Genomic DNA, 26,052 nt, shown 5'->3' with positions numbered 1-26,052 from the left:
TCTAAACGATTGGTTAGTTTTGTGCAGTAGTAAAAGAAAATGGCTAGACTAAAACAATATAACGAAGAAGATGTGCTTTTTAAAGCAATGAATCTGTTTTGGAAGAATGGGTTTGAGGCAACTTCAGTTAAGATGCTTGAATCTGAGCTTGGTATCAATAAATTTTCGATCTATTCTAGTTTTGGAAGCAAAAATGGACTTTTTTTAAGTAGTTTAAAGTGTTATAAAAAAGAACTGTTTAAGCTGTTAAAGCCCCTAGCAACTGATGGGGTAGGAGCTTCAGCCATTAAAAACTACTTTTATGATTTTATCGAGTTTTCAAAGGAGAAAGAGTTTGGAAAAGGTTGCTTAATTACGAATACCGCCAATGAAATGAATGCGAATACAGCCTTAGATATTAAGAACTATATCAACTCGTTTACAATGGATGTTAAACAAGTTTTTGTGGAGGTATTGAACCGAGATGCGCAGATAATGAAGGAGCATATTCCTGAAAAGGCAGATTATTTATTATTAGCGATGTTCGGGCTTTCTTCAGCAAGTAAAATGTTTAATAGAAGCCAATTGGGAAATTTTATCGAATATACATTTAAAACTATATAACTATTTTTTTAACCTATTTCTAAACGATCGTTTAGAAATAAAATTTAATTTTATGACTATGAATAAGAAAGAAAACACAGCAAGCTTAGAAATATTTGATATCAACACTGCTAGTGAAAAAAGTAAAACATTGCTTCAAAAATCTAAAGATGCTTACGGGTACATTCCTAATTTACACGGTGTTTTAGCCGGGTCACCTAATCTTTTAGAAGCCTATCAAAATCTGCACGAATTGTTTGCCAATTCCTCGTTTAATAAAGAAGAACTCACTGTAGTATGGCAAACGATAAATGTGGAGCACGAGTGTCATTATTGTGTACCGGCGCATACAGGAATTGCTAAAGCTATGAAAGTAGACGACGCTATTATCAATGCGCTAAGAGACCAATCTGAATTACCAACAAAAAAGTTGCAGGTATTGCACAACACCACATTAGCCCTTACGCGGAATCGCGGCTATATTTCTGAAGAAGAATTGAATGCGTTTTATGAAGAAGGTTATACGCAACGCAATCTTTTAGATATCATTTTAGGTTTGTCTCAAAAGGTTATTAGTAATTATACTAATCATATCGCTGAAACGCCTTTAGATGATGCTTTTCAAAAATTTAGCTGGTCTAAATAATAGTACAGATCATAAAAGCACAGCCAAATAGGATAATACCATTGTGGTATTTACTTTGAAAATCCTTGATTGAAAAATCAGGGATTTTTCAATTTAAGAATTCGTGAGCTTTGTCCATCAGGTTTTTACTTCCACAGTAAAACGGAACACGCTGGTGTAATTCTTTGGGTATTTTATCCAATATTTTTCTAAATCCGGACTGGCGACGTTTGATTTTCAAAAGGTAGCAACGCAAAACAAACTTGATTTTTGTACCAACATCCTGAATACCGAATCATTTATCAATGCCTTTAATACTGATTTTTACTATGTTCAGAGCAGTTATCAGTTGCGCCCCAGTCAGGTCTTGGTTACTTTGAAGTTTGCTTTGTAAACTTGGTGAATAATCTTTCAGATACGAGAATGTTGATTTTTGAATTATGGCTTAATTTAGATTGCTATTGGACTACTAAATCAATAAAACAAACCAGCATCATTAGAATCCTATACTGTTTTATAAGAAATGGACATTGATAAAATACTCGACAAAATCTACCCAATTAGGACATTGTCTAAACTCAAATTAATAGAATGTTTTAAGGAAGTTAGACACCCTAAAAATCATGTTATTATTCATTCAGACAAGGTTGAAAAGGACGTTTATTTTATCAAAAAGGGAATTGCTCGAACTTTTTCTGATTTTCTTGATGGTGAAGTTACCATTGCTTTTGGAGAAGAAGGGGATACCATTATTTCGTTAAAAAGTTATATTCTCAATCAGAGCGGATATGAAAATATAGAATTACTAGAAGATTGTGAACTGTATAAAATCAGTGTAGCAAAACTTCAAGACTTATTTTCAACGGATATTCATATAGCTAATTGGGGAAGGAAATTTGCAGAACAAGAACTTATAAAAGCCGAACAACGATTTATATCTAATCAACTTGGAACCGCAACCGAGCGTTATCTTGAGCTTTTGAAAAAGCACCCTACATTACTGCAGAGGGTTTCACTGGGCCTCATTGCATCTTATTTAGGAATAACACAAGTGAGCTTAAGTAGAATAAGAGCCAATATCAAGTAAGATCGTTTTTTATCATTTGTTAAATTTTTCTACACCCTGTAAGTAGAACTTTGCGTAAAAGTCAAAGGATTATGAATTGGGTAATTTTAATAATTGCGGGGCTGTTTGAAGTAGCCTTTGCTTTCTGCTTGGGAAAAGCAAATGAAACCTCAGGAAATGAAATGTATATATGGTATTCAGGTTTCTTAATAGCCCTTGTAAGTAGTATGTTGCTTTTAATGAAAGCAACCCAAACCTTACCCATAGGTACTGCTTACGCAATTTGGACCGGAATTGGGGCTGTGGGGACTGTTTTGGTAGGGATTATAATTTTTAAAGAGCCAATAACGCTTTTAAGACTACTTTTTTTAACCACTCTAATCGGTTCAATTATAGGTCTTAAAGTGGTTTCTCCGCATTAGGAGCAACAGTTTTTAACAGCCGAAAGCAAATAACCTATCATTATGAAAAAACTACTATTAACGGCATTAACAAGATCGGTAGTATAAGTGACTTAACACGATTACGATCAAGAAGAAAATCTACAAAGCAGTCAATTGATTATAAGGAATAGGGCCTCGTAAATAGGTAGAACAAGATTTTAAATAGAATAAAAATGCAACATATAACCATACGAAAGATTACAGGTGCTGATGTCATTGAGTTACAGCGAATAGGGAAGCAAACTTTTTCAGAAACTTTTGCGTCGGTAAATAGTGAAGAAAATATGCGGGAATATTTGTCAATAGGGTTTGCTAAAGAAAAGCTACTGATTGAACTAAACAATCAAAATTCTGAATTTTACTTTGCAGAGGTTAATGGTAAAATAATAGGTTATTTAAAGATCAATATGGGGTCTACTCAGACCGAAATTAAAGATGAGCAAGCTTTAGAAATTGAACGTATCTATGTTTTAAAGGAATATCAAGGAAAGCAAATAGGGCAAATGCTTTATAACAAAGCAATCGAGTTGGCAAGAGCAATGCAATTGAAGTATGTGTGGTTAGGCGTTTGGGAAGAAAATTTAAGAGCAATTAGATTTTATGAGAAAAACGGATTTAAAACTTTCGATAAACATGTGTTCAGACTAGGTAGTGATGAGCAAACTGATATTATGATGAAGCTCGAACTAAAATACAGTTAGTCAATACCAACGCACAGAATCTCAAACTAGTTATTTTAGACAGAATTAGATCTAAGAAACGCCCAATTCTGTCTAAATATTAGTGAACAAGATGCTCATCAAGTAATCTAAGTATTACTCTTTTTTAGAAAGCAAAGTATTTTAAGGTTCTAAGGGTGCAATTGTAAAAGAATAGCTAAGCGTCTTATTAGCTGGGATACGATATTTTTCTAAGGTAATAGGGCCGCAAGTAGCATTACCTACACCTTCTTGCAAGCAATCTAGATTTAAAAAGGTTTGCGGTTTTTGAATCGTATTGAGCATAAAGTCGTGCTTTGCGTTCCATAAACTGGCATCGTCATAATGAAGTGCACTAAATGATAATTGATTGTTGGATTGTATTTTAAAACCGCTGTTGGTTTTATCGGTCATTGTTATCCAGCGTATGTCTTCGCGATTTCCCATACTCTGTGACCGTGTATAATGTTCAGAAGCAAAATCATTAACATTTAGATTATAAATACCTAGTTGAGCTGCAGTTTTACGATCCTGGTAATTTTCGTGCGGCCCACGTCCGTACCATGATACTGCCTCCAGATCTGGATTCACTTGCATCTGTAAGCCTATGCGATGTATAACCTGCTCTGCGGGTGGAGTTTCAAAAATACCATCTATAGCTATCGTACCATCTGCATACACTGTATAGCTCAGTTTGTATGGAATTTTAGTGTTTTTATCATTGTCAAGAGTCGCGTAAACTTCAGTTAAGATATGCACGCCAGTATTATTTTTTAAAACTTCATAATCAAACTTTTGCAAGTCGTATTGGGTCGAATAGTAATTTTGATCAGCATACTTATCATTACCAATACTACGATACCAGTTAAGCTTAAGTCCGGCATTCTTATAGATCACGGGTTTATTATTGTATACTAAATCAGTTATGATACCTGTAGTGGTATCTATGCTCGTGCTAAATGAAGCTCCTTTAATAGTCAAATACTTATCATTTTTAGAAAGTTCTATAGCTCCAAGAATCTTATCTTCGGGAGTATACTTATAAATGGGTTTAGAAGTTAAAGCTATTTGTTCTTCAGCAACAACATGTCCTTTTTTTGCCCACGGTGTATTTTGAGCTAGAGCAAATTGTACATTAATTAAATATTCAGCTTGTTCCTTTCGATTAAAGTCTAACGGAATTTTAAGCTGTCCTTTTTCATTAGGTTTTAAATCAAGTTTGGCAAGCTCTCCCGATTGTACGAGTTGGCCGTCTTCTAAGAGCTTATAGGATATATCGAACGTATTTAAATTTGTAAAGTCATACTTATTCTCTACCAATAAAAGGCCTTTGTCTAAATTTTGAGGCTTAACTTTAATGTATTGATATACTTTTTTAACTTCCTTTAGCTTGGCGGTTGCTCCACGATCTGGAGTAATAATACCATTAACGCAAAAGTCAGCGTCATTAGGAGTGTCATCAAAGTCACCACCGTAATAATATATTTTCTCAGGATCTAAAGTAGGATCTGTTTTTTGATAAGCAATAGGAACCGTACCCTTGGTAGAACGTTTGTTTTCTAGCGTGGTATGATTCCCTTTAAGTGGTATGGGACGATTAATAGATTGATCTACCCAATCCCATATGCAACCACCTATTAAGCGCTCAGAATCGTTTTCAATATAAGTCCAGTATTCTTGTAAATTACCCATAGCATTACCCATAGCGTGAGCATATTCACAAATAAAATAAGGCTTTTGCGTGCCATTACGATCCATTTTGCGCATACCTTCTAGACTAGGATACATTTGGCTATCCATATCAGCCGAAGAGCTTCGACCTTCATAATGCACGGGTCGGGTAGGGTCTATAGCACGTGATAATCGAGCGATAGAATCAAAATTAGCTCCATTGCCCCCTTCGTTACCCATAGACCAAAACAAAATCGAAGCGTGATTTTTATCACGAGCGATCATACGTTGTACGCGATCTTTGCAAGCTGGTACCCACGACGGATTGTTGCTTATGTTGTGATTACCGTGATTTTCAATATCCGCTTCGTCCATAATATAGAGTCCGTAGTAATCATATAAAGCATAACTACGGGGTTGATTGGGGTAATGGCTGGTACGTATCATATTTATGTTGTTCTGTTTCATCAGTTCAACATCTTTGATAATGGTATTTAAGGGTACTGTACGACCATATTTAGGGTGGGATTCGTGTCTATTAACCCCCTTAAAAAACACTTGCTCATTATTTACATAAACACGATTGTTTTTAATTTCAATTTTTCGGAAACCAAATTTTGAGGAAATTACCTCCGTCACCTGATTGTCTTCGTTTTTTAATACGAGTATAGCCGTGTATAGTTCTGGAGACTCTGCCGACCATAATAAAGGCTTATTTACAGTACCTTCTAAGGTTAGTTTTTGCTTGCTCTGCTGTTTTATAGACTTGATCATAGCAGTGCTAGTAAGTACAGAAGAGCCGTTGGGAGCCAATAGTTGAAGTTCGACACTGCAAGGAGCACTTGTCGTTTTAGATACATTGCTAATTTCTATATTCGCTGAAAATCGAGACGAAGTAAGCGCCGATTGCAAAAAGTCTGCCTGTAATTTATAGTCGCGTATATGCACCTGCGGAGTAGCAAATAAGTAAACATCTTTATGTATGCCACTCATTCTAAACATATCTTGATCTTCGAGATAGCTTCCGTCGGTCCATCTAAAAACTTGCACTGCAACTTCATTTTCTCCCGGGTTGAGATACTTTGTGATGTTAAACTCAGCGACATTATTTGCCCCTTGACTATACCCCACTTTTTTTCCATTAATCCAAATAAAGAAACCACTATATACGCCATCAAAATGGATAAAGATTTCTTTCTCATTCCAGTTTTTTGGGATACTAAATGTTCTTTTATAAGACCCAACAGGATTTGTCTCTTCTGCATTTGTATAACCTTCTTTAGCTTGTATAAATGGAGGGTTATTTTTAAAAGGATAGGTGATGTTGGTGTATATTGGAGTGCCATACCCATACATTTGCCAGCAAGCCGGTACTGGTAATTCTTCCCAAGTAGAGGTGTCATAGTTTTCCTTAAAAAAATCAAGTGGGCGCTCAGTGGTATTTTTTACCCATTTAAATTTCCACATTCCATTAAGGGAATGATATAAATCAGAATTAGATGCTACCCAAGGTTTTTGATAGTATAAATCGCTTTGCAAAGCAGCTACAGATGAATAAGGAATATAAGTAGCGTGACCTTCTTCTTTATTTATGCTGAAAATGGTTTCATTTTCCCACTCGTTTTCTCCTCGTAGCGGTTGAGGTTTGGGCATTGGGAGTTTACTGGGTTTTAAAATCCATTCTTGCTTTACGTCAGGTAGCTGCATAAGTTGTAGCTCTCCCTTTTTATTTTTTACCGAAGCTAAGTACATCCCAGTGTTTTTCTGAACTATATAATAGCGTCCATTATCAAGAGGTTTAAGTTCCCATTGTTGATTGGGGTTGTGGCTGTCGGTGTCCCAAAGAATTACAGGGTTGCCATCGCTTGAACCACGGTTAAAGTTATCGATGCCTTTATGAGTAAAAGGGTTGCTTATACTGTATGTATTATCTTGAATTTTGTAAAACTGCCAAGCTTGGCTTTTACTCACCTTTTCTGTCTTTTCTAAAAACAAAAAGGTCTCATTTTTAGCATCGTCAAGACTACTTATCGCAAGACCATCTACATTTTGTAATGTAAATAATGTACTAGACAAATCGTTTTTAGCAGTAGGTGCACAAGCTAAGAACAGGCAGCTTATTGCTAGCCCAAGAATTTTAGTTGTTTTCTTAAAGTTCATGATTGGTTGCTTAATCAAGTTACAAGATTGAAAAGGTGTAGATTAGTAAATTTAAATCAAACTTAATAAAACGTTTTAGTTGTTCTGCTTATTTTAAAAGTTTTCTTTAAAGTTTATTCTTAAATTGAACGAGGTTTTATATTGAATGAGTAGATTAATTATTTAATATTTAAAAAAAAGTAGATGTAGTAACTTCGCTAATAATGAAAACCTATACGCTCTTAAAGCACCATTAATTTTTAGATAAAATAGCTGTATAGCCAAGTTTTCTTATTTAACATTGTCTTTTCTAATGGCAGTAACGGAATCAAACTATATCATCGTTGTTAATTTTAAAAACTAGGGTTTATAGCCAAAGAACACAATACTTTATTGCTCTCATCGCAGTGCTGTTGGTTGGTAGTATTTGCTTTCCGTTTGCCGGATTGATAGGGTATAGGGCTGTGGCACTAATCTTATTGTTGGTAGTTTCACTCAATGCGATTTTGTTTGATATTCTGCCGGTGATGCTTTCAGCACTGCTAAGCGCCTTGTTCTGGAACTTCTTTTTCATTCCTCCTATATGGTATTTGCGAATAGCAACTCCAGAAGATGCCTTAATGTTTTTAATGTATTTTGTTATTGCTTCTATCAATGCGGTGCTTACCTACAAAATAAGGCAGGTAGAGCGTAATGAAAGAGATCAGATAGAAAAGGAAAAAGCAATTAAGCTTTACAATACACTTCTTAGTTCACTTTCTCACGAACTTAGAACACCAATTGCAACCATTATAGGCTCTTTGGATACCCTACGAGACCAGCAGATTAAGCTCTCTACAACTAATCACGAAGCTTTATATACAGAGATTGAAATTGCAAGTTTTCGTTTGAATAGGCAAGTAGAAAACCTTTTGAGTATTAGCAGGCTAGAAGCAGGTTTTCTTCAGCCTAAATACGACTGGATAGATTTGAACGAGCTTATTTTTAAAACAGTCAAGCTTAGCAAGGATGATGGTTTTACACACCAAATTTTAGTGAATACTCAAGACGATATTCCACTAGCTAAACTTGATCCCGGACTTTTAGAACACATTCTTTATAACTTAATTCATAACGCCCTTCAGCATACCCCCAAACAATCAATTATTACGATAGACCAAACGATTAGTTCAACTCATTGTATAATTACAATTTCAGATAATGGATCAGGTTTTCCGGAACACGAGATTGATAAAGTCTTTGAAAAATTCTATCGTATTGCCAATACATCGGTAGGAGGAACGGGATTGGGCCTTTCTATAGTAAAAGGGTTTACTGAAGCTATGAATGGAAAGATATATCTAAAAAATAGGAAACAGGGTGGTGCGCAATTCACATTAGAAATTCCTTGCGAATTCTCTGATAGTTTAAATTTGGAGCATGAATAAGGCTGAAATACTGGTAATAGATGATGAACCACAAATTAGAAAGCTTCTTCAAATCAATCTGGAGAGTCATGATTATAAAGTACTTAAAGCCTCAACTGCAAAAGAGGGCTTAATCTTAGCAGCGAGTCATCCTCCAGATTTGATTTTACTGGATATAGGCTTACCAGATAAAAGCGGTCATCAGGTACTTCAAGACTTACGCGAATGGTATACTCAGCCTGTCATCATTCTTTCGGTAATTGATAGTGAAGATGATATTATTGCAGCCCTAGATAATGGAGCAACAGATTATTTAACCAAACCTTTTCGAACAGGTGAATTATTAGCAAGAATTCGGTCGGCACTTCGAAGATCTAACCAATCAGAAAATAATGCTGTTTTATCAATTGGTAATATTACTCTTGACCTCGTCGCAAGGTCTGTAACGCGTAATGATATACCCATTAAACTTACCGCTACAGAATATAAATTACTTTGTCTATTCGCTAAGAATGAAGGGAGAGTTTTAACTCACCAATATCTTCTTAAAGAAATTTGGGGTATGGGTTACGTGACAGAAACACAGTACTTACGCGTATTTGTAGGTACGCTTCGTAAGAAAATTGAAGAAGACGCTAATAATCCTTTACATATACTTACAGAAAGTGGCGTAGGTTACCGTTTTCAATAATCTTTATAAAATCTTTATTTCAGTCTAGCCAACTTTGATTTTTTACTTATCAGTTTCCCTTGAACTTTGTGTTGTAAATAACACAGTAGAAAATAGGGAGTAATCTTCTTAACAGATACTTGATTAAAAGGATCGCTGAAAACAGTCAGCACCTCTAAATAATCCATAAACTGTTTAAGACGTATTTCTAGTATTCTACGACAAAACCTAACTGACTTTTAAGAGGTCCTAAAAGGTGTTTTATGTCGAATAGATTAATCATATCTGAAAAAATAGCACATACGCTTATACAAGTCTGCCAAGATGTTAAAGAATTCTTACGCTTGAGTGAGTTGCACGCAGAGCCAGTTAAAATCAATCTAGGACTTGCTCTGTTTTCTGAAGAATCTTCCGGAGGGATCATCGAGTTTCTAAACACTGAAAATAAGACTGAGTTCATAAATAAAACACAGTTGATAATAAAGCATGTTGAAATGTTGGGCAAGCACTACAAAGAGCTCATCGGAGACCCCGGTCATAAAGATAAAATTCAAGCACAACTTTACGAACTCAAATACCATTTACAAGAACTAATTATGGAGGTTCAAGCAATCTAATACTATGAAAAATCTATTAAAAAGATACCGTAAATTTCAATTAAGATTATCACCACAGCAAAACTTACTGTATGGTTTTTTAACCTACACAGTATTAGGTTGGACTTTATTATGTATACCTTTTTTTCATAAACAAACCATTTCTGCTTTAGATAATTTATTCATAGCCACCTCGGCGATCTCAACCACAGGATTAGTTACAGCAAGTGTCTTTGATACTTATAACGGGTTTGGCCAATTTGTGGTACTGCTATTATTTCAAATAGGAGGTATTGGGTATATGACCTTTACGTCGTTTATATTATTATCCAGAAAAAGTCCGCTTACCCATTGGCATCAACGCGTGCTTAGTGCAGAATTTACCATGCCCAAAGGTTTTGAAATTAAAGACTTTTTAAAGTCTGTAATCATGTTTACGCTAATTATAGAAGTGGTAGGAGCCTTGTGTTTTTATATCGCATTCACGCAAGCAGGAGTTGATCACAACTTTGCAATTTGGAGCAGTATTTTTCACAGTGTTTCGGCATTTTGTACGGCAGGATTTGGTTTGTATAACGATAGTTTCGAGCAATTTGCAGGGAACACTTCAATAAACATAATCATATCAACACTTGCGATTTGTGGCTCTTTAGGATTTATAGTAGTGACAGACCTATGGAATAAGATTACACGGAAATCTCATCAAATTACTTTTACAACCAAAATCATATTTGCAGCTATTACACTCTTGCTTATCCTTGGAACTTTAGTCATCTACTTTTTTGAACCTACAGTAGTTGCTTTCGAAGAAAATAGATTGATGGCTTCCTTTTTTCAGTCGATGACAGCACTTACGACGGTTGGGTTTAATACATTACCTATAGGTAGTTTCTCACTAAGCGCCTTACTTATCACAATCTTACTAATGTATGTGGGAGCCTCTCCTTCAGGTACCGGTGGTGGGTTAAAAACAACCACATTAACTGCTTTAATCGCGGTGATCTGGAATCGAATACGTGCGAATAAGCAGGTGACATTTTTTGGGAGAGTAATACCAAAAGAGCGTCTTTCGGTGGCAACTTCAACCTTTATTCTCTATGCGACAGTTCTCTTTGCGGCTACTTTTTTACTGACCTTGACAGAGGACTTGACTTTGGAACAAATACTTTTTGAAACAACTTCTGCAATAGGAACCGTAGGTTTGAGTACAGGCATCACCGGCACTCTAACATTCTGGGGTAAAGTAGTACTTATCTTTGTAATGTTTGTTGGTAGGTTGGGGATACTGACTTTTGGCTTAGCCTTGCTCGCAAGACGCAAGAAAATAACCTCAGTAGCAGCAGAAGGTGATCTTGCAGTTTAAGTAGCTGATAATGCAACTATTTTATTTAGCTGTTGTAGAATTCTTGATACGATCTTTTAGAGACATAAAAAATCCTGCTCAGATACACCTGGCAGGATTTTTAACGTTTTCTGTGGAGTCGGGCGGGTTCGAACCGCCGTCCAAACAGGCAACTCAATAGCTTTCTACACGTTTATTTGCCAATTGGTTTTCGTGCAACAGCCGGTCGGCAACTACCAACTGCTACCTTATTCTCGATTAAGTTTCACCTACTCATCAAGACCCTGAGCAGGCTATGTTTACTTTTTCGGTACCTCTTGATGAAACGCCGTAAACCAAGGCTTTTCAGAGGCATCATGGTCTCACACCTTGTATGAGATTAAGATAACCGTACTATAATTCGGGTTATGCAGCCATGGCGTAGTTATTCTCGCCGTTTAAAAAGTGTGAAACTTGAGATTTACGAGCTATGTCCCAGCGCTCGACGTGCTTACTACTCAATTAGACCCGCTGTCAAAACCAAATCGACCCCATTGCTAGTAATCCTCAAAATTTGAGGGCTGCAAAGTTACTATTTTTTATTGATTTGCGCATCATCATTAAGTGCCTTTACGCTAATGTCTGGTTTGCCATACACATTGATAACCGCTTTATCTTGAGCAAAAACCGAAAGACTTTCTTCGGCACTAACAGCAGCATTAGAACGATCGCTCAATGTCGCCGAAGCATTCTTACTATCAAAATCATCTCCTTTATAATCTGCTTTTCCGGTTAGCGCAAGATTTAAACTAGCCGTCTTACCACGTGGATTAAATTCTGCCGAACCACCCATTGTTACTCGAGCAGATTGCGCGGTGAATTTCCCTCTAAGATCAGTGCGATCACTCATTTTAACCTCGAGTTGCTCGGTACGAATATTTAATTGTCCATTGGCGTTTTCTCTTAAATTGATTTGAGATTTCGTCGTAGTCAGATTTACATCAATTTCAGATGAAGATGCCGCAGTGACTGTAAACTCAGGAACTTCGATCTGCCCCGGAGTTTCAAGATCACTATCATTTTTTAGGATGACATGCTTCGGGTTTTGTAGTTTTAAATATACCGAAAGCGCTTTGGAACTGGTCACTTCCATATTGGTGCTAATACGCAACACACTATCAGTCACTTTAAAATCAACCACACTTACCAGATTGCGGTCTGTGGTTAGAATATAATCGTTGCTTTGTGCCTGAACCAATTCCACCTGAATTTCATCATCTATTTCAATGGTATTGATTCCCGTTTGCAGTGTTCCGTTTACAGAAATCACATCGCGATCTCCTTTAATTTTAGATTTGTTTGCTCCACAAGAGCTTAAGATCAGGGCGCATACGACACCCAAACCAACTAGTTTTTTCATAAAAATTCTTTTGTGAGAATATACCTCAAATTGCGCGCAAGATTAGCCAATGTCTTATTAAAGCTTTGCTAAGGACCTATTAAAGTTCAATTAAAATAGGTTGAAGATTCTCTTTGTAAAATTGTATTTTACACCAAATATTACTTTTATGGCTCCTCTAAAATTTGCTTTATTACGAGAACGTAAAACCCCGCCAGATCGTCGTGCGGTACTTTCGCCTATTACCATGTCTAAGGCGCAAGAAGCTTTCCCCAAAGCCTCCTTCATCGTTGAAGCTTCACCAATACGGGTTTTTCCTGATGTGGCTTATGAGAAAGCAGAATTTGAGGTTAAAGAAGATATTTCTGAAGCCGATGTGATGCTGGGCGTTAAAGAGGTGCCTATCGAGGCCTTAATCCCAAATAAGAAGTATTTTTTCTTCAGTCATACGATTAAAAAACAACCCTACAACCGGGACTTACTCAAAGCGGTTTTAGAGAAAAATATCGAACTCTACGATCACGAGGTGATTACCCGAAAAAGTGGACTGCGCCTGATAGGTTTTGGTCGATATGCCGGGCTCGTTGGTGCTTATAATGCGTTTAGAGCCTATGGTAAAAGGCACAAAACATTTGATTTACCACCCGCCAACACGCTTACCGATGTTAGCGCGTTGATTGCACAGCTAAAGAAAATTGAGCTTCCTGCGATTAAAATCTGCCTTTCCGGAAGTGGGAAAGTTGCTGGTGGCGCACAGGAAATTCTGGAGGCTATGGGCATTAAAAAAGTGACCATTGAAGAGTATCTCACTAAAGAATTTAAAAAACCGGTGTATTGTAAAATTGGGGTGATGGATTACGCAAAGCGGAAGGATGGCGTAAAAGGCAGCCTTGCACAATTCATCAAAGATCCTACGGGTTACGAGACGAACTTTTTGCGTTTTGCTAAAGTAAGTCAGGTGTTTATCGCCGGGCATTTTTATGGCGACGGTGCGCCGTACTTATTCACCCGGGGAGAAGCCAAGTCCGAAGATTTTAACATTGAGGTTATCGCTGATATTTCGTGCGACATTGATGGTCCCGTGGCTTCTACTTTACGTGCTTCTACGATTGCAGATCCTTTTTATGGCTACGATCCGCAAACGGAGAAAGAAGTCGCTTTTGATGCTCCGGGAGCGATTACCGTGATGGCGGTTGATAATCTGCCGTGTGAGTTGCCTAAAGATGCCAGTGAAGGTTTTGGTGAACTCTTTGTAGAACGGGTTTTACCTGCATTTTTCAATGACGATAAAGACGGGATTCTCTACCGTGCACGAATGACCAAAGATGGTAAACTTACCAAACGCTTTAGTTATTTGCAGGATTATGTAGACGGGAAAGAATAGCGCTTATGCAGCACTACTTCTGTGATCCCGGCGCATGTGATTCCGAGTAGGTACATCAGTAAATCTAACCACGAGAACTGACTGCCTAAAATTAGTGTTGCAAACTGTTTATATTCCTGCGGAAAAAATCTTGTTAGGTCAACCAATTGCAGTAGTTCTATCGCAAAAGCGATTGCGAGCGTGAGTACTAATCCCGTTTTTACCGAAGGTTTCAGGGTGCTCATCAACAAACAATACAATAACATCACAACAAGAAAGTCACCCAGATAAGCTCGAATAAAACCTGTTTTTAAAAAGTTCGCAATTGCGATTTCTACACCTAAAAGAAGAAGAAAAAGTAAGAAATAGATTCCGCGTTTAGGCATAGTTCAAGAGGTATACGATTTGGTTAGTAGCCCATTTTGTTGCCACATTTTAAATAGGAAAAAAAAGAAGTTTAAAAAAATTCCAAACCCTAGAGTGAATAGCCAGACAGATTTGTTCTCAATAGGATTGATGAGATAGTGACCAATGGTGCTGAAAACATCCAGCGGATTGGTGATCAGATCCCAAGAGTTGAAACGAACCACCCGCCCCAGATAAATCCCGAAACCGCATAAGATCAAAATGCCTGCGGTGAAAATATTCAGCCTAGCTTCAGCTATTTCAGGTTTAAAAAGTTTACGCACTTCTATCAAGGATTGAAAGCCAAAATACAGACTTAAAAGCGCAAATACAGCAATTGTGATTCCGTCATAAATAAACCAATTTAACGGACTGTAAGCCAAATGAATTAAATCGGTAATAACATACGGTGCGTTGGGAAGAAAAAGCAGCCAAAGCACAAGTAAAGCATATTTTAGAACTGAGTTGATGTGTAATCTTTTATGCTGTAAATACCACGCGATCCCTAACGGAACAAAAGCAAGGAATAGATTCCATATCAAAAAGAGGCCAAAGAAATCGTGTGTGGTTTTAATGCGAAAAACTAGCAAGCAAAAGCAAAGCAGTAAGGCACCAAAAAGGTATTTGAGCGTATCGTATTTAGTAATAATAAAGTCTTTCATACTATTTATTTAAGGAGAAGAAACAGGAGGATTTCCGTTGTTTTTGTTTTGATCAAATTCGGTAATACATTCTTCTAGCGGTTTACCTTGATTGTGAATGCAGTTGCAAAAGTCAAAGCTCGCTGCATTTTCTTCGAGCTCTGCCGGGAGGCGTGTTATGCAATCATTGTACGAATTGCGTGGCATAATCTCATAGATTCGGTTAGTGCTTAGCAGTGTCAAAAAGGCGATCAACAGTACCATTCCCACAAATACAAACGGAAATTTTTTACTGATCGCAGGATTTTTAAAGGCGGCAATTCCGGGAGTGAAGCGCAGCGGTTGATCGGGTGCAAGCGTACTGGTTTCAGAAACTTCACTAGCCTTAAGCGGCGCATTATAGTTCAGTGCTTTAGACGGAAGCGGTAAAATAAATTTTAAGCGCTCGTAATTGTATAGCAGAATGTACAAGTTCGCCAAGACCATTAAAGTTGAAGTAAATAGTGAACCTTCAAAACGTACCGCCCACGACAATACCCAGATATTGAGAATAATGGGGAAGTAGAGCAATCCGCCTAAAACAACCGTACGTGGAATGATTAACAGTATTCCCGCTATAATCTGAATAACTCCAATAAACGGATAGTAAAAGCCGGTATGGTGTAAGGCTTCCAAGTACGCGCCCATAGGATGTTTTATTGAAAGTCCGCTTGCAAAGCGCTCGTCAATGATCTTTACGTAACCGGCAAGCATAAAGCCTAATGCCAATGTATATCTGCAAAACAAATAGAACAGCGCGTGCCAAAAGTTTCGGCGCACGTGAATGTAAAAACGGGTAAAATAGCTTTTCATACTTCCGCGTAATTAGTAAGCGCAGCAACTTCCGGTAGGAGCCACTGCGCCCAGTTTTGCTCTAAATTAGGAATTCCAATCAATTTTTCTAGAGGTAAACATCACCAGAGCGAGAATGGTAAACAGTCCTAGACTGCCTACTAACAGTGCATATTGTTCAAGTTGAATGATCACATAGATAAAACCATAAAGTAGCGTCAGCGCTGCCGCGATAAACAGCGCAAATTTTAAATGTTTTAGAATACTATAGGTGTAAAGCGAAATGAGCACGATCACCATACTCCCCGAAATAAGGTAGGCGGTGAGAAAATTACTGTGTTCGGTCAGGGCAATAAGTAAGGTATAAAAGAGAACCAGCGCGATCCCGATCATTAAATACTGAAATGGGTGAATACCTATTTTACTCAAGGTTTGAATCATAAAGAAGATCAGAAAGGTCAAACCAATAACCAGAAAACCATACTTGGCCGTACGCTCACTTTTTTGATAATGATCAACAGGGATCATAAAATTCACACCAAAAGCATAAGCAGTAAGATTGGGCAGCGTATTGAAGAACTGTTGTGAAAAAGGTCTGTTGATGTCTAGAACATTCCATTTAGCATTAAAACCTGCTGCGGTAAATTTATCAGTGTTATGGGGTAAAAAATCGCCTATGAAACTGGCTGTTTTCCAAGTAGAAGTTATTGTTGCCGAGGTACTTTTACCTATGGGAACAAAGCGAATTTGCTCACTTCCGTTAATTTTTAAGTCCATTTGAAACGGAATTTTTTCTTCTTGCGGAACATCTTTTGTTTTGAGAAAAGCACTTTGCACCAAATGTAGTGGAACTTCATCAAGCGTTCTGTGCGCAGCAGCACTATCATATTGCGAAACAAAATCATATGCACTAGTTCCCATCTTAATTCTTACGGCTTCTGAAACACCTTTTAGGTTTGAAGTTTTGAGAATGATTCGGGCGTTCTCCCACTCAATATCTTCTGGTTGCACACCGGCTTCTGTAAAATCAGGCATACTAAAAGTGCCTTCAAGAGCGGCAGTGGCACTAAACACAGTAGTTTTATAAATGCTGCGGTTACGCACTTCAGGATTCACAGCGCTCTTAATGTCTAAGGTTTCCGGGAAGAAACAGGCATAATTGGTTTGGGTAACGGTTTCGGTGGTTAGGGTTTGTGTCTCGGTATTTTTAATCGCTTTTTCGGTATAGGATTTATACGGAATTTTAAGAATAGGCCCATACACCAGGAGTTCTTCGCCCCATTTGTCATTGATCTCAGCGATGACCTCTTGTTGACGCCGGGCGCGCTCTTGTATCAATTCTTGTACAAATACAAGCGGAATGATAAGAACTAAAGTTAGGAATCCAACCATCGCCATACGGGCTGTGATCGAAGTTTTGATCCACTGAACAATTTTGTTTGAAGGTGTTTCTTGATGTTGCATAACTTTTGAATAAAGTACTTTGAAATTCAAAGTTGATTGATAAATAAAAAAGGTTAGGGGTTGATTAATTTTTCTAAAGCTTCTATATGTTTTGAAAATGCCTCGCGGCCTGCAGTTGTCGTACTGTAGCGTGTATTGGGTTTTCGGTTAATGAATGATTTTTTGACCTTGATGTATGCCTCTTTCTCTAACGCCTTAGTATGGCTAGCGATGTTACCGTCAGTAGCACCCAGCAATTCTTTCAGCATATTAAAATCGGCATATTCATTCACCATTAGAATGCTCATGATGCCTAATCGCACCCGATGATCAAAAGCTTTATTAATATGTTGAATGATGTTTTTCAAGGCTGAAGCGCTTCTTTAAAAATTGAATTGGTTTAGATCAAAAGGCGTCTGTTGCAATTACTTATCGTATTTGTTGTAAAGTATGATTCCGTAAATGATATGAAAAATTCCGAAGCCAAGCGCCCAAAAGTAAATACCGAAACCTATAAACTGCGTGGCCACTAGACCGATCATCAGATTGGCTAATCCCAGATATTTAATGTCTCCTACGGTAAATTTACTGGCATTTAGTAGCGCGAGACCGTAAAAAATGAGTGTGGTAGGCGCAACCAAACCTATAAATTCATATTGCAACAATACTAAGCAGAATAAACCACCTGCCACTAGCGGAACAGCAAAATTAAAAAGCAATCGCTTAGAAATCGGATTCCATAACTGCTCGTTACGTTTTTTTGCTTTTTTAATCGTAAAAAAAGCTCCTGTCAAAAGAGCTAATGCCAGCGTAAGCAATGCTGCCAGCATAAGGTCACCAATCGCATCATAACTCAGCAAAAACCGACCGATGGCTTTGCCCGCATTGGAGTTCGCTGTATACGCACTTACTTCAGCAATTCTAAAATGGGCATAGGTTGCTGCCACCAGAGCATAAATTCCGGCTAGGATTCCTGAGAGACCGCTTAGCGACATAAAACGAGAGGAACGGCTCATCATCGTTTTGATCTCAGAGATATCATTTAAATAGTCACGATCTTTCATATAAAGTACTTTGAAATACAAAGTAAATGTATTTTTTCAGATTACGCAATAAAAAACCTCTTGGATACAAGAGGTTTTTTGGGAGTTGCTAAACCATTATTTTTTCCCAGAGCTACTGAGATTTCTCAAAACCAAAAGCTTACTTTACCACCAGCAACGGACAGCTGAAGAGTTCGTCAAACAGTTCTTCGGTTAGACTGCCAATGAGTAGTGACGAGATATTATTACTACCTTTATCAGATAGAATAAGCAAATCTGGTTTTTGCTTTTGAAGCTCTATTTGAAATTTATCCCCAACACTTTTATCTTTTGCAAAAAGCAACTGACTATGGTCAGGAGCAGGGGAGGTAGACTTTTTAAAGAATTTAGCAGACTTCTGCTCAAGATGCTTTTCAATCTTTTTTACAGCGTCCTCACTGCTCACGTATGGCGAAAACTGCATCGGTACATGGTAAATGTGCACAGCACTTAGTTGCGTAGAAGGTTGGTGACGTAAATTTTCAGCAAATGCAAACGACTTTTTAGATGGATTAGAAAAATCGGTACCTACCCACAAATTATCTAACTTCAGTGGCGCCGCTTCAGGAACACTTAGAATGCTGCATTTTAACAAGCGAAGCAGTTTTGAAGTGACGACACCCGTTCCTTCTTTTGCCGGTTTATTGCCCACAATAGTCAGATCTATCTGGTATTTATTAACGATATAATGAATCAGCGATTCTGTGTTAGAATCTTCAGAGATCAACACTTCCCAGCTCATACTGCCGGTAAAGCGTTCTTCAATTTTATCATTCAACTCATCACCGATGAGTTGGTCAAGGTTAAGTTTGCTTAACTCTTCTTCAAAAAGGGCTGAGATTTCATATTTCTTGATATTATGAACGAAATAGACGTGCTCAACGTTAAGTTTTTCGGCTAAAAACGCACTGTATTCAATAAGGTGATTGTCTAGTGCTGAAAGGTCAAGAGCGACCAGTATATTCTTAATACGATCCATAATTATTCGGTTTTATTTCTGCGTGCAACAATCTCTTTAACGACTTCTTCATAATCATCCATTTGTTTTTCAGATTTTTTCTTTTCCAGTTTCTGAAGATCTTCTCGCAAGCCTTTGTATAAGGAGTAGCACATTATGAGAAGAATAATGGCGAAAGGCAAGCCGGTCACAATAGTAGCTGTTTGTAAGGCTTCGAGTCCGCCACCTATTAAAAGCACGGCGGCTACGGTGCCCTCTGTTACCGCCCAAAAAATGCGTTGCCCTACCGGAGCTTCAATTTTTCCGCCTGAAGTTAAACTGTCAACTACCAGCGATCCGGAGTCTGATGAGGTGATGAAGAATCCTGCGATAAGAATAACAGCTACAATGTTTATGATCATCGACAGCGGGTAATCTTCAAAGAATACAAAAAGCGCGGTTGCGATATCATCTTTCACCGCCGATACAATTGTCATATCACCGCCTAAAGCCTGCTGAATCGCAACACTACCAAAAGATGACATCCAGAAGAAGGTCACTAACGATGGAACTAGCAAAACGCCGAGAATGAATTCACGTATGGTTCTTCCTTTAGAAATACGTGCGATAAACATCCCCACAAAAGGTGACCAGCCAATCCACCAGCCCCAATAAAAAACGGTCCAGTCGTTTTGCCAAGAGGTTCCGCTAAAGGTTTCACTCCATGTAGAGATCTTCAAGAAATTAAAGAGATAGCTTCCGGTGTTTTCCACAAAAGATCTAAAAATAAAGAGCGTGGGCCCTAAGATTAGCGCAAGAAGTAGTAGTACTACTGCTACGCGCATATTCCATTCACTCAGAATACGTACCCCTTTATCAACACCAAGAACTACAGATGTGGTGGCAACCAATGTGATACCGGCAATTAAAAGCACTTGCGTAAGTATTCCGTCAGGGAGACCAAAAACGTGATTAAGTCCGCTCGCGATCTGTTGCACTCCAAAACCTAAACTTGTGGCTAAGCCAAAAAGCGTAGCGAGTACCGCAAAAACATCAATAGCATCGCCTATTTTTCCGTGGATTTTATCGCCTAAGAAAGGATAAAAGATAGACCGGATGGTTAAGGGCAAGCCGCGGGAATACGTGAAGTAGGAAAGGGCAAGACCTACAAGCGCATACACGGCCCAAGCGTGAAAACCCCAATGTAAAAAGGTGAAATTCATCGCTTCTTGAGCCGCTGCGACTGTGTTGGGTTCAGCCGTAGGCGGACTCATTAAATGTTTGACGGGTTCTGCAACGCCAAAGAATAACAGGCCAATTCCCATCCCTGCACTAAAAAGCATTGCAAACCAAGACATCGTCTTAAATTCGGGTTTTGCCTTTTGCCCACCAATTCTGAGTTTACCGTATTTCCCTAAAGCCAGATAAACCAGAAAAATGAGAAACAAGTTGATGGTTAGAATAAAAAACCAGTCGGCTTTTTCAGCAACTGCGTGCTGGATGTCTGCAAATATCTTTTCGGCTTTCTTCTCATAAATAAGCGTCAATGCAATGCTTATGATGATAAAAATAGCCGAAGTAAAAAACACCGGTCCGTTGACTTCGAGTCCAAAAATTGATTTCTTTTCGTCGCTTCGTGTAATTTTTTTTGCCATAAAATGATTCGGTTAAAAATAGTATCCAATATTTATGTTAAAACGGGCCTCCCATTTCGCATCGAGATTTCCGGTAGAAAAATCATCAATAAAGTTTCCGCCCAACCAAGAGTGATTGTAGCCGGCAGCATAATCAATGTAGGTGTACACCTGACCTGCGGTCACTAAAACGCCGGTCACATTTTGAAAAGAATCTGTAAACTCTTGTTCTTTTTTCTGCATATACCCAAAGTCGTTATAAACTTCAAGCTGTGAGATAGGTCCCCAATTGACCTTAAAGGTTTTTGAAAGCGCCGCGGTGTACATATTAAAATCGGCTGCTACCTCATAAGGTGTTCCGTAGGCTCCCATTTGTACAATGGCATTAGATTGCCCTGTTTCGTTCTCAGGATTATGCGCAACGGTAATCGCTTCGGTTTTAAGATTCCACGAATTGTAATCTACCTCATAGTGCAGCGCCAGCGCATAGTGATTTCCGTTAGTGTCAGTATCTATATTATACAAACTTCCGTATTGACCAGAAAATCCAATGCGGTGTTTAGCGGCATTACCTAGTTTGCGCACAAGTTTCAGGTTAAACTGATTGGTCTCTTTATTTCTGCCTACGATATCATAGGAGTACCTGCTAGAACTGTTTTCTACATCACCACCAAAGTTGAGCTCTTCGGCATTTTTAAGAAACGCAACGGCGTAGTCCCAGTTTGCTCCGGTATGCACATATTTTAAACCCATATCGTGATCATCCTCAAGACCTGCGTAATAAGTAATATTGAAAAACCAGTTGTGTGAATTGTACTGCTTGATCCCAAAAGGCACATAAACCAGACCGGCATGTACTTCGTTTTTTTCAGAGAATTTGTAGCCCACCCAACCTTGTTTCAGGAAGCCGCCGCCAAAAGCATCAGAATACAAGCGGTATTCGGCATTGAGAAAAACCTTTTTATAAGAAGCTTTAGCGTTTATGCGGAACATATCGTAACCCAGTTCGCCACCTTTTGTTTTTTGTTCTTCCTTCCAAGAAGAATAGATATAATTGAAGCGTAATGCACCTCCCAGTTCTAGTTTTGGTTTATCTTTATTTTGGCCAAAACTCAAAAACGGAAACATAAAAGTGCACAGCAGACTTGAATAGATGTAGTTTTTAATCATTCACAATTGGATTAGGGATTTTTGTAGAATTGGAAAAATAGACGGAAATTTTAGAAAAGACCGTTCAAAATCACCTAATTAATAGTTTTTTAATGTTTTTGAAAGATTTTTTTAAGGTTTTCACAAGTTTTAAAATCCAGATGGTATGAATCCGGCAGCGCATTATATTCTTTCTAAACCAGAACCTTTTAAAAGTATTTTACTGCAATTGCAGTTACTTGTAGAACATACGGTGCCCGAAGCAGAACTGCTGTACAAATGGCATTTGCCATTTTATTATTTGAATGGAAAAATGTTCTGTTTTCTGAATTTTAGAAAGCGTTTTGTAGACCTGAGTTTTATCTATGGAAACGAATTGATCGATCTTGAAAAGCATTTGGTTGCCGGTGAGGGGAGAAAAAGATTACGCTCGCTGCGTTTTGATATCACCGAAGCTATTGATGCAGAAGTGGTGATTTCATTTTTAGAACAAGCCAAAAAGCTACGCTAAATACAGCCAGCGCCACACATACTACCGAAACATTTTTAACAAAGACTTCGTGACATTTGTCAAAGGCTAAGCCTGATTTTTACGGTAGTTTTGCGCTACCTAAAACTGACTTATGACCCCTGAAAATGCTTTAAACGCCAAAAGCAAACGTATACACGCAATAGACATACTACGAGGTTTGGTAATTCTCCTGATGCTGGTAGATCATACCAGAGAACGTTTTTTTCTGCACGAGCAAGTGACCGATCCTATGCAAATTGATGCGACAAGTACTTCGTTATTCTTTACGAGATTGACTGCGCATTTTTGCGCTCCCATTTTTGTATTTCTAACCGGATTATCCGCGTGGTTGTATGCGCATCCGCGTCAAAAGCCACAACGTTCTGCAAGTGGCTTTCTTTTTAAACGCGGTCTGTTTTTAATTCTTTTAGAAGTTACGCTCATCAATTTTTCTTGGTTTGGCAGCTACCAAGCTTTGTATTTACAGGTGATGTGGGCGATAGGCTTAAGTATGATCGCTTTAGCACTCCTTGTTAAAATGCCGCGTTATCTCATAGGAGTTTTAGGTTTACTAATAGTTTTTGGTCACAACGCATTGACACCCATTAGCTTCACGCCAGAAGAGTGGATGTATCCTATTTGGACAATTTTACACGATCGCGGTTATTTGATTCAAGATGCGATGATACCGGTAAAAATTTCATATCCTTTATTACCGTGGATCGGTGTGATCGCGGTGGGTTATTTCGCCGGCCCCGTTTATGATGCTGCATTACAGGTACAGCAACGCTATAAGTGACTTTTAGGTGTAGGAGTTTCGAGCTTGATTTTGCTGCTCATTCTGAGAGGTTTTAATATTTATGGTGAAACGCTCCCTTGGGAGCAACAGCAAACTGTTTTAGAAACTGTAAGCTCTTTTCTCAACTTTACTAAATACCCACCTTCGTTAGATTTTATTCTTCTTACGCTAGGAGTAGGGGCTTTACTGCTTTATGTATTTGAGCGTTTTGAGCATCGCTGGATGCTTGTGCTAAAAACCTTTGGTTCGGTACCTATGTTTTTTTACATAGTGCATTTGTATGTGTTGTTACTTATTTATGTTGTAGGAGTACAATTCTTTGGTACAAATAAAGGCGATTACCTAGGCGTTGATCACGTCTGGATGGTTTGGGCGATAGCTGCTGTATTAGCCTTTTTACTTTACTGGCCTACCAAGTGGTTTTCAGCATACAAAAAAGCGAGTAGCGCTACGTGGATCAAATATTTTTAAAATGGAAACCCCGGTGCAAATAGCTTTTGTACCGGGGTTTATTGGTAGTTTAGGATTTGGACTCAGAGGTAATTATAGCTGAGGAAGTAATTATATAAGTTGTCGCTTATTGCCCACTAGCTAGTGCGATCATCATATCAAGTTCTTCAACCAGACCGTCTGTATTGCCATCAAAGCCTACGGCTTTAAACTTGATTTTTCCGTCTGGGCCTAGCACAAATTTCGTTGGAATTCCGTCAACTTCATAAGCAGAAACCACATCATATTCCCGACTTCCTTCTTCTTTGGGCGTATCCATAAGCACGTTAAAGGTGTATGCATTAGAGGCGATAAAATCAGAAACTCCTTTTTCACGAGCCTCGCCGCTGGTGCTTTCCCAAGTATCTATAAATAAGAATTCAACCTGATCGTTATCAGCATATTTAGTCACTGCTTTTTGCATTCCCGGGAACGAGATTTTACACGGTCCGCACCAGGTTGCCCAGAAGTCAAGTACCACCGTTTTTCCTTTAAGATCCGTCAGTGCGATTTCTTCACCATTTAAATTCTTCAGGTTAAAGGTTGGTGCTTCCTCATCAATCATTTCTTTTTTCAATTCGGCTAAAGCATTATCGTGCGCAATTTTTTCGAGTCCACTCAAATAGTTTTCAAAGTCTTCATCTTGCTCTGAGGCTGTATATGCGGTCTTCAAATATTCTTTAGTAGCACTAGTTCCATTGCCGTCTTTGATGTATTCTGTAGCTTTTTCCACCACTTTATCATATTGCTCATCAGCAGTCAAGAATTGTAAGTAGCGCTCAGTCACGTCTGCGGTTGCGCGGTCTGCAACGGCTACTTCCTGAGCAGCGATTGCTTCTTTAACCTTTCCTTGTTTGAATAAAATCAGGCCGTAGGTGTCAGAATACATCGCTTTAGTAGAAGCTAAGCTCTTTTCAAACTGCTTTGCAGTATAATAATCAGGTTTATCTGATTTTTGGGCATCGATGATGTCTAGAGATTGTTTTGACATAGTTTCCGCAACTTCTAACTCTTCACCATTTTCGGCACGTTCCCAAGCTAGATTATTCAAGATGGAAGCCTTAGACATATCATCAGAAGCTTTATCCATATACTCTGTATACGCTTCAATATTCCCATTTTCTAAAAATGTGGTCGCAATCGTACGATATAAAAAGTCTTTCTGAGTCCCATCGGCTCCGGAGTTTTCATTAAAATCATCTAGAATTTCTAACTGTTCATCCACACTTTTTGCCTGACGCATTTGAGAGACATAATTGTTGAGCACCCAAGTGTTTTTAGGATATTCCGTTTTTAAAATAGCTAATAACGAATCTTGAGCCGGTTGATCTTTTTTAAATTGAGCCAGTCTAAAAAGGGTTGTATAATCCTTTTCGGTAAGTGTTTTTCCAGAATACGAATCAATAGTTTTTTGAGCTAGCGTATTTGCTTGTTCAGCATCAGAACGGCTCATTAAATAGATTTGTGGCAACAGCCAGTCTTCACTGCTAGCGGCGTCATTTTCCAAAGCTTGAGTGTAAGCTGCTAAGGTTGAATCAGATTCCGTTTTGATTCCGTAATAACTTCCTCGGCCGGAGATGTAATGAGCAATGGCCACTTTTGAGGAAGGAAGCATTTCCCCCTCAGCATCATAAAGATTTACCGTATACCCCTTTTCGCCATTGGCTTCATATTCTTCCCCATTCTTAAAGTGAAAGATCAAACCATCGGCAGAATCCGGTATTTTGATAGCATCGGTAAAACGCTCACCATCTTTAACCAAATTGAGGTCTACAGGATACGCAGATGAAGCCACGGTATACACATAAAATGCTTCAGGAACCAACGAATCTTTTGAAGTGTAGGCTATTTTTAGACTATCACCCGGTGAAGGTTTGGTTTCTGAAAGTTCAAGATTACCAATGCTAAGCGGAGTTTCTTTAGGTTCGTCTGAGCAAGAAAGAAGGCTTAAAGCAGTAAAGGCCAAAAATGCCGAAAGGCGTAAGTGTTTCATAATAATGTCTTTTGATTGTACTTAAATGTACTAAGAATTTAGTTTACTGGTGATTCTCTAAATTTTTAATTTTCAATACCTAATGCCGAAAGGCCTTGGATTTTTAGAATTTGGCAAAATAGGACCGAAAAAATAAAGGTTCTACAAAAGCAGCGCTTT

25 protein-coding genes and 1 other RNA gene are annotated in these 26,052 nt (G+C 38.3%); 13 read left to right on the top strand and 13 right to left on the bottom strand.

Going from position 1 to position 26,052, the window contains the following annotated elements:
• Window positions 1–39: 39 nt before the first annotated feature.
• From BUA96_RS02470 to BUA96_RS02450, 5 genes are all read left to right on the top strand, one after another.
• The gene (locus BUA96_RS02470; protein ID WP_072979999.1) at window positions 40–603 is read left to right on the top strand and encodes a TetR/AcrR family transcriptional regulator; all 564 of its coding nucleotides are present in this window, start codon (window positions 40–42) and stop codon (window positions 601–603) included.
• 58 nt (window positions 604–661) lie between these two features.
• A complete protein-coding gene (locus BUA96_RS02465; RefSeq protein WP_072979997.1) occupies window positions 662–1,228 on the top strand; it encodes a carboxymuconolactone decarboxylase family protein in 567 nt (188 codons plus the stop codon).
• A gap of 502 nt (window positions 1,229–1,730) precedes the next feature.
• Window positions 1,731–2,294 (top strand): Crp/Fnr family transcriptional regulator, encoded by a 564-nt coding sequence (locus BUA96_RS02460; RefSeq protein ID WP_072979995.1) that lies wholly within the window; start codon window positions 1,731–1,733, stop codon window positions 2,292–2,294.
• A gap of 71 nt (window positions 2,295–2,365) precedes the next feature.
• Window positions 2,366–2,695, top strand: a complete 330-nt coding sequence (locus BUA96_RS02455; RefSeq protein WP_072979993.1) for a DMT family transporter — start codon at window positions 2,366–2,368, stop codon at window positions 2,693–2,695.
• Window positions 2,696–2,889: 194 nt separating this feature from the next.
• Complete coding sequence (locus BUA96_RS02450) at window positions 2,890–3,417, top strand: GNAT family N-acetyltransferase (protein ID WP_072979991.1); 528 nt, start codon at window positions 2,890–2,892, stop codon at window positions 3,415–3,417.
• Between the two features lie 141 nt (window positions 3,418–3,558).
• Here BUA96_RS02450 and BUA96_RS02445 read toward each other — a convergent pair whose 3' ends face one another.
• Window positions 3,559–7,245 carry a glycoside hydrolase family 2 TIM barrel-domain containing protein gene (locus BUA96_RS02445; protein ID WP_072980453.1) on the bottom strand — a complete coding sequence of 1,229 codons (3,687 nt, stop codon included), beginning with the start codon at window positions 7,243–7,245 and terminating at the stop codon, window positions 3,559–3,561.
• Between the two features lie 323 nt (window positions 7,246–7,568).
• On the opposite strand from BUA96_RS02445, the gene BUA96_RS02440 reads away from it, so the two are divergent.
• From BUA96_RS02440 to BUA96_RS02425, 4 genes are all read left to right on the top strand, one after another.
• On the top strand, window positions 7,569–8,651 hold the full coding sequence (locus BUA96_RS02440; protein ID WP_233430593.1) for a sensor histidine kinase: 1,083 nt from the start codon (window positions 7,569–7,571) through the stop codon (window positions 8,649–8,651).
• A complete protein-coding gene (locus BUA96_RS02435; protein ID WP_072979989.1) occupies window positions 8,644–9,321 on the top strand; it encodes a response regulator in 678 nt (225 codons plus the stop codon). The genes BUA96_RS02440 and BUA96_RS02435 overlap by 8 nt, the downstream gene beginning before the upstream one ends.
• A 242-nt stretch (window positions 9,322–9,563) precedes the next feature.
• Window positions 9,564–9,917, top strand: coding sequence for a hypothetical protein (locus BUA96_RS02430; protein ID WP_072979987.1), 354 nt, complete (start codon window positions 9,564–9,566; stop codon window positions 9,915–9,917).
• 4 nt (window positions 9,918–9,921) lie between these two features.
• Window positions 9,922–11,259: a TrkH family potassium uptake protein gene (locus tag BUA96_RS02425; protein WP_072979985.1), complete on the top strand. Its 1,338-nt coding sequence runs from the start codon at window positions 9,922–9,924 to the stop codon at window positions 11,257–11,259.
• A 110-nt stretch (window positions 11,260–11,369) separates the two neighbouring features.
• Here BUA96_RS02425 and ssrA read toward each other — a convergent pair.
• Both ssrA and BUA96_RS02415 read right to left on the bottom strand, forming a co-directional pair.
• Window positions 11,370–11,770, bottom strand: a transfer-messenger RNA (tmRNA) gene (gene ssrA, locus BUA96_RS02420).
• A 39-nt stretch (window positions 11,771–11,809) separates the two neighbouring features.
• Window positions 11,810–12,637, bottom strand: a complete 828-nt coding sequence (locus tag BUA96_RS02415; RefSeq protein WP_072979983.1) for a GIN domain-containing protein — start codon at window positions 12,635–12,637, stop codon at window positions 11,810–11,812.
• A gap of 148 nt (window positions 12,638–12,785) precedes the next feature.
• On the opposite strand from BUA96_RS02415, the gene BUA96_RS02410 reads away from it, so the two are divergent.
• The gene (locus BUA96_RS02410) at window positions 12,786–14,000 is read left to right on the top strand and encodes an NAD(P)-dependent oxidoreductase (protein ID WP_072980449.1); all 1,215 of its coding nucleotides are present in this window, start codon (window positions 12,786–12,788) and stop codon (window positions 13,998–14,000) included.
• Here BUA96_RS02410 and BUA96_RS02405 read toward each other — a convergent pair.
• The 9 genes from BUA96_RS02405 to BUA96_RS02365 form a co-directional block, all read right to left on the bottom strand.
• The gene (locus tag BUA96_RS02405) at window positions 13,979–14,365 is read right to left on the bottom strand and encodes a ribosomal maturation YjgA family protein (protein ID WP_072979981.1); all 387 of its coding nucleotides are present in this window, start codon (window positions 14,363–14,365) and stop codon (window positions 13,979–13,981) included. The two genes, BUA96_RS02410 and BUA96_RS02405, sit on opposite strands and share 22 nt — an antisense overlap.
• A 3-nt stretch (window positions 14,366–14,368) precedes the next feature.
• The gene (locus tag BUA96_RS02400) at window positions 14,369–15,046 is read right to left on the bottom strand and encodes a DUF1361 domain-containing protein (RefSeq protein WP_072979979.1); all 678 of its coding nucleotides are present in this window, start codon (window positions 15,044–15,046) and stop codon (window positions 14,369–14,371) included.
• Between the two features lie 9 nt (window positions 15,047–15,055).
• Entirely contained in the window at window positions 15,056–15,877 is an 822-nt protein-coding gene (locus BUA96_RS02395) for a hypothetical protein (RefSeq protein ID WP_072979977.1), read from the bottom strand.
• Between the two features lie 66 nt (window positions 15,878–15,943).
• Entirely contained in the window at window positions 15,944–17,320 is a 1,377-nt protein-coding gene (gene creD / locus BUA96_RS02390; protein WP_072979975.1) for a cell envelope integrity protein CreD, read from the bottom strand.
• Window positions 17,321–17,373: 53 nt separating this feature from the next.
• Window positions 17,374–17,667, bottom strand: a complete 294-nt coding sequence (locus BUA96_RS02385; RefSeq protein WP_072979973.1) for a winged helix-turn-helix domain-containing protein — start codon at window positions 17,665–17,667, stop codon at window positions 17,374–17,376.
• A gap of 57 nt (window positions 17,668–17,724) precedes the next feature.
• On the bottom strand, window positions 17,725–18,363 hold the full coding sequence (locus BUA96_RS02380; protein WP_072979970.1) for a hypothetical protein: 639 nt from the start codon (window positions 18,361–18,363) through the stop codon (window positions 17,725–17,727).
• Window positions 18,364–18,502: 139 nt separating this feature from the next.
• Entirely contained in the window at window positions 18,503–19,360 is an 858-nt protein-coding gene (locus BUA96_RS02375) for a universal stress protein (RefSeq protein WP_072979968.1), read from the bottom strand.
• A 2-nt stretch (window positions 19,361–19,362) separates the two neighbouring features.
• On the bottom strand, window positions 19,363–20,973 hold the full coding sequence (locus tag BUA96_RS02370) for a BCCT family transporter (RefSeq protein ID WP_072979966.1): 1,611 nt from the start codon (window positions 20,971–20,973) through the stop codon (window positions 19,363–19,365).
• Window positions 20,974–20,985: 12 nt separating this feature from the next.
• Window positions 20,986–22,122 (bottom strand): hypothetical protein, encoded by a 1,137-nt coding sequence (locus tag BUA96_RS02365; RefSeq protein ID WP_072979964.1) that lies wholly within the window; start codon window positions 22,120–22,122, stop codon window positions 20,986–20,988.
• Between the two features lie 145 nt (window positions 22,123–22,267).
• On the opposite strand from BUA96_RS02365, the gene BUA96_RS02360 reads away from it, so the two are divergent.
• The 3 genes from BUA96_RS02360 (at window position 22,268) to BUA96_RS17345 (ending at window position 23,882) form a co-directional block, all read left to right on the top strand.
• Window positions 22,268–22,612: a DUF1801 domain-containing protein gene (locus BUA96_RS02360; protein WP_072979962.1), complete on the top strand. Its 345-nt coding sequence runs from the start codon at window positions 22,268–22,270 to the stop codon at window positions 22,610–22,612.
• Window positions 22,613–22,724: 112 nt separating this feature from the next.
• A complete protein-coding gene (locus BUA96_RS17350; RefSeq protein WP_206633735.1) occupies window positions 22,725–23,411 on the top strand; it encodes an acetyltransferase domain-containing protein in 687 nt (228 codons plus the stop codon).
• A gap of 30 nt (window positions 23,412–23,441) precedes the next feature.
• Complete coding sequence (locus BUA96_RS17345; protein WP_206633736.1) at window positions 23,442–23,882, top strand: acetyltransferase domain-containing protein; 441 nt, start codon at window positions 23,442–23,444, stop codon at window positions 23,880–23,882.
• Between the two features lie 106 nt (window positions 23,883–23,988).
• Here BUA96_RS17345 and BUA96_RS02350 read toward each other — a convergent pair whose 3' ends face one another.
• On the bottom strand, window positions 23,989–25,893 hold the full coding sequence (locus BUA96_RS02350; protein ID WP_072979960.1) for a TlpA family protein disulfide reductase: 1,905 nt from the start codon (window positions 25,891–25,893) through the stop codon (window positions 23,989–23,991).
• Window positions 25,894–26,052: the final 159 nt, after the last annotated feature.

This window comes from Leeuwenhoekiella palythoae, assembly GCF_900130045.1.
GTDB lineage: Bacteria > Bacteroidota > Bacteroidia > Flavobacteriales > Flavobacteriaceae > Leeuwenhoekiella > Leeuwenhoekiella palythoae.
The sequence above is the reverse complement of the archived record's forward strand: the minus strand, read 5'-3'. Positions and strand labels throughout refer to the sequence as shown.

Coding starts and splice junctions, on each gene's coding strand:
- BUA96_RS02400 (WP_072979979.1), bottom strand. CDS start 15,046: ATGAAAGACTTTATTATTACTAAATACGATACGCTCAAATACCTTTTT.
- BUA96_RS02450 (WP_072979991.1), top strand. CDS start 2,890: ATGCAACATATAACCATACGAAAGATTACAGGTGCTGATGTCATTGAG.
- BUA96_RS02430 (WP_072979987.1), top strand. CDS start 9,564: ATGTCGAATAGATTAATCATATCTGAAAAAATAGCACATACGCTTATA.
- BUA96_RS02465 (WP_072979997.1), top strand. CDS start 662: ATGAATAAGAAAGAAAACACAGCAAGCTTAGAAATATTTGATATCAAC.
- BUA96_RS02460 (WP_072979995.1), top strand. CDS start 1,731: ATGGACATTGATAAAATACTCGACAAAATCTACCCAATTAGGACATTG.
- BUA96_RS02375 (WP_072979968.1), bottom strand. CDS start 19,360: ATGGATCGTATTAAGAATATACTGGTCGCTCTTGACCTTTCAGCACTA.
- BUA96_RS02350 (WP_072979960.1), bottom strand. CDS start 25,893: ATGAAACACTTACGCCTTTCGGCATTTTTGGCCTTTACTGCTTTAAGC.
- BUA96_RS02445 (WP_072980453.1), bottom strand. CDS start 7,245: ATGAACTTTAAGAAAACAACTAAAATTCTTGGGCTAGCAATAAGCTGC.
- BUA96_RS02425 (WP_072979985.1), top strand. CDS start 9,922: ATGAAAAATCTATTAAAAAGATACCGTAAATTTCAATTAAGATTATCA.
- BUA96_RS02415 (WP_072979983.1), bottom strand. CDS start 12,637: ATGAAAAAACTAGTTGGTTTGGGTGTCGTATGCGCCCTGATCTTAAGC.
- BUA96_RS17350 (WP_206633735.1), top strand. CDS start 22,725: ATGACCCCTGAAAATGCTTTAAACGCCAAAAGCAAACGTATACACGCA.
- BUA96_RS02470 (WP_072979999.1), top strand. CDS start 40: ATGGCTAGACTAAAACAATATAACGAAGAAGATGTGCTTTTTAAAGCA.
- creD (WP_072979975.1), bottom strand. CDS start 17,320: ATGCAACATCAAGAAACACCTTCAAACAAAATTGTTCAGTGGATCAAA.
- BUA96_RS02395 (WP_072979977.1), bottom strand. CDS start 15,877: ATGAAAAGCTATTTTACCCGTTTTTACATTCACGTGCGCCGAAACTTT.
- BUA96_RS02380 (WP_072979970.1), bottom strand. CDS start 18,363: ATGAAAGATCGTGACTATTTAAATGATATCTCTGAGATCAAAACGATG.
- BUA96_RS02360 (WP_072979962.1), top strand. CDS start 22,268: ATGAATCCGGCAGCGCATTATATTCTTTCTAAACCAGAACCTTTTAAA.
- BUA96_RS02410 (WP_072980449.1), top strand. CDS start 12,786: ATGGCTCCTCTAAAATTTGCTTTATTACGAGAACGTAAAACCCCGCCA.
- BUA96_RS02455 (WP_072979993.1), top strand. CDS start 2,366: ATGAATTGGGTAATTTTAATAATTGCGGGGCTGTTTGAAGTAGCCTTT.
- BUA96_RS02370 (WP_072979966.1), bottom strand. CDS start 20,973: ATGGCAAAAAAAATTACACGAAGCGACGAAAAGAAATCAATTTTTGGA.
- BUA96_RS02435 (WP_072979989.1), top strand. CDS start 8,644: ATGAATAAGGCTGAAATACTGGTAATAGATGATGAACCACAAATTAGA.
- BUA96_RS02365 (WP_072979964.1), bottom strand. CDS start 22,122: ATGATTAAAAACTACATCTATTCAAGTCTGCTGTGCACTTTTATGTTT.
- BUA96_RS02405 (WP_072979981.1), bottom strand. CDS start 14,365: ATGCCTAAACGCGGAATCTATTTCTTACTTTTTCTTCTTCTTTTAGGT.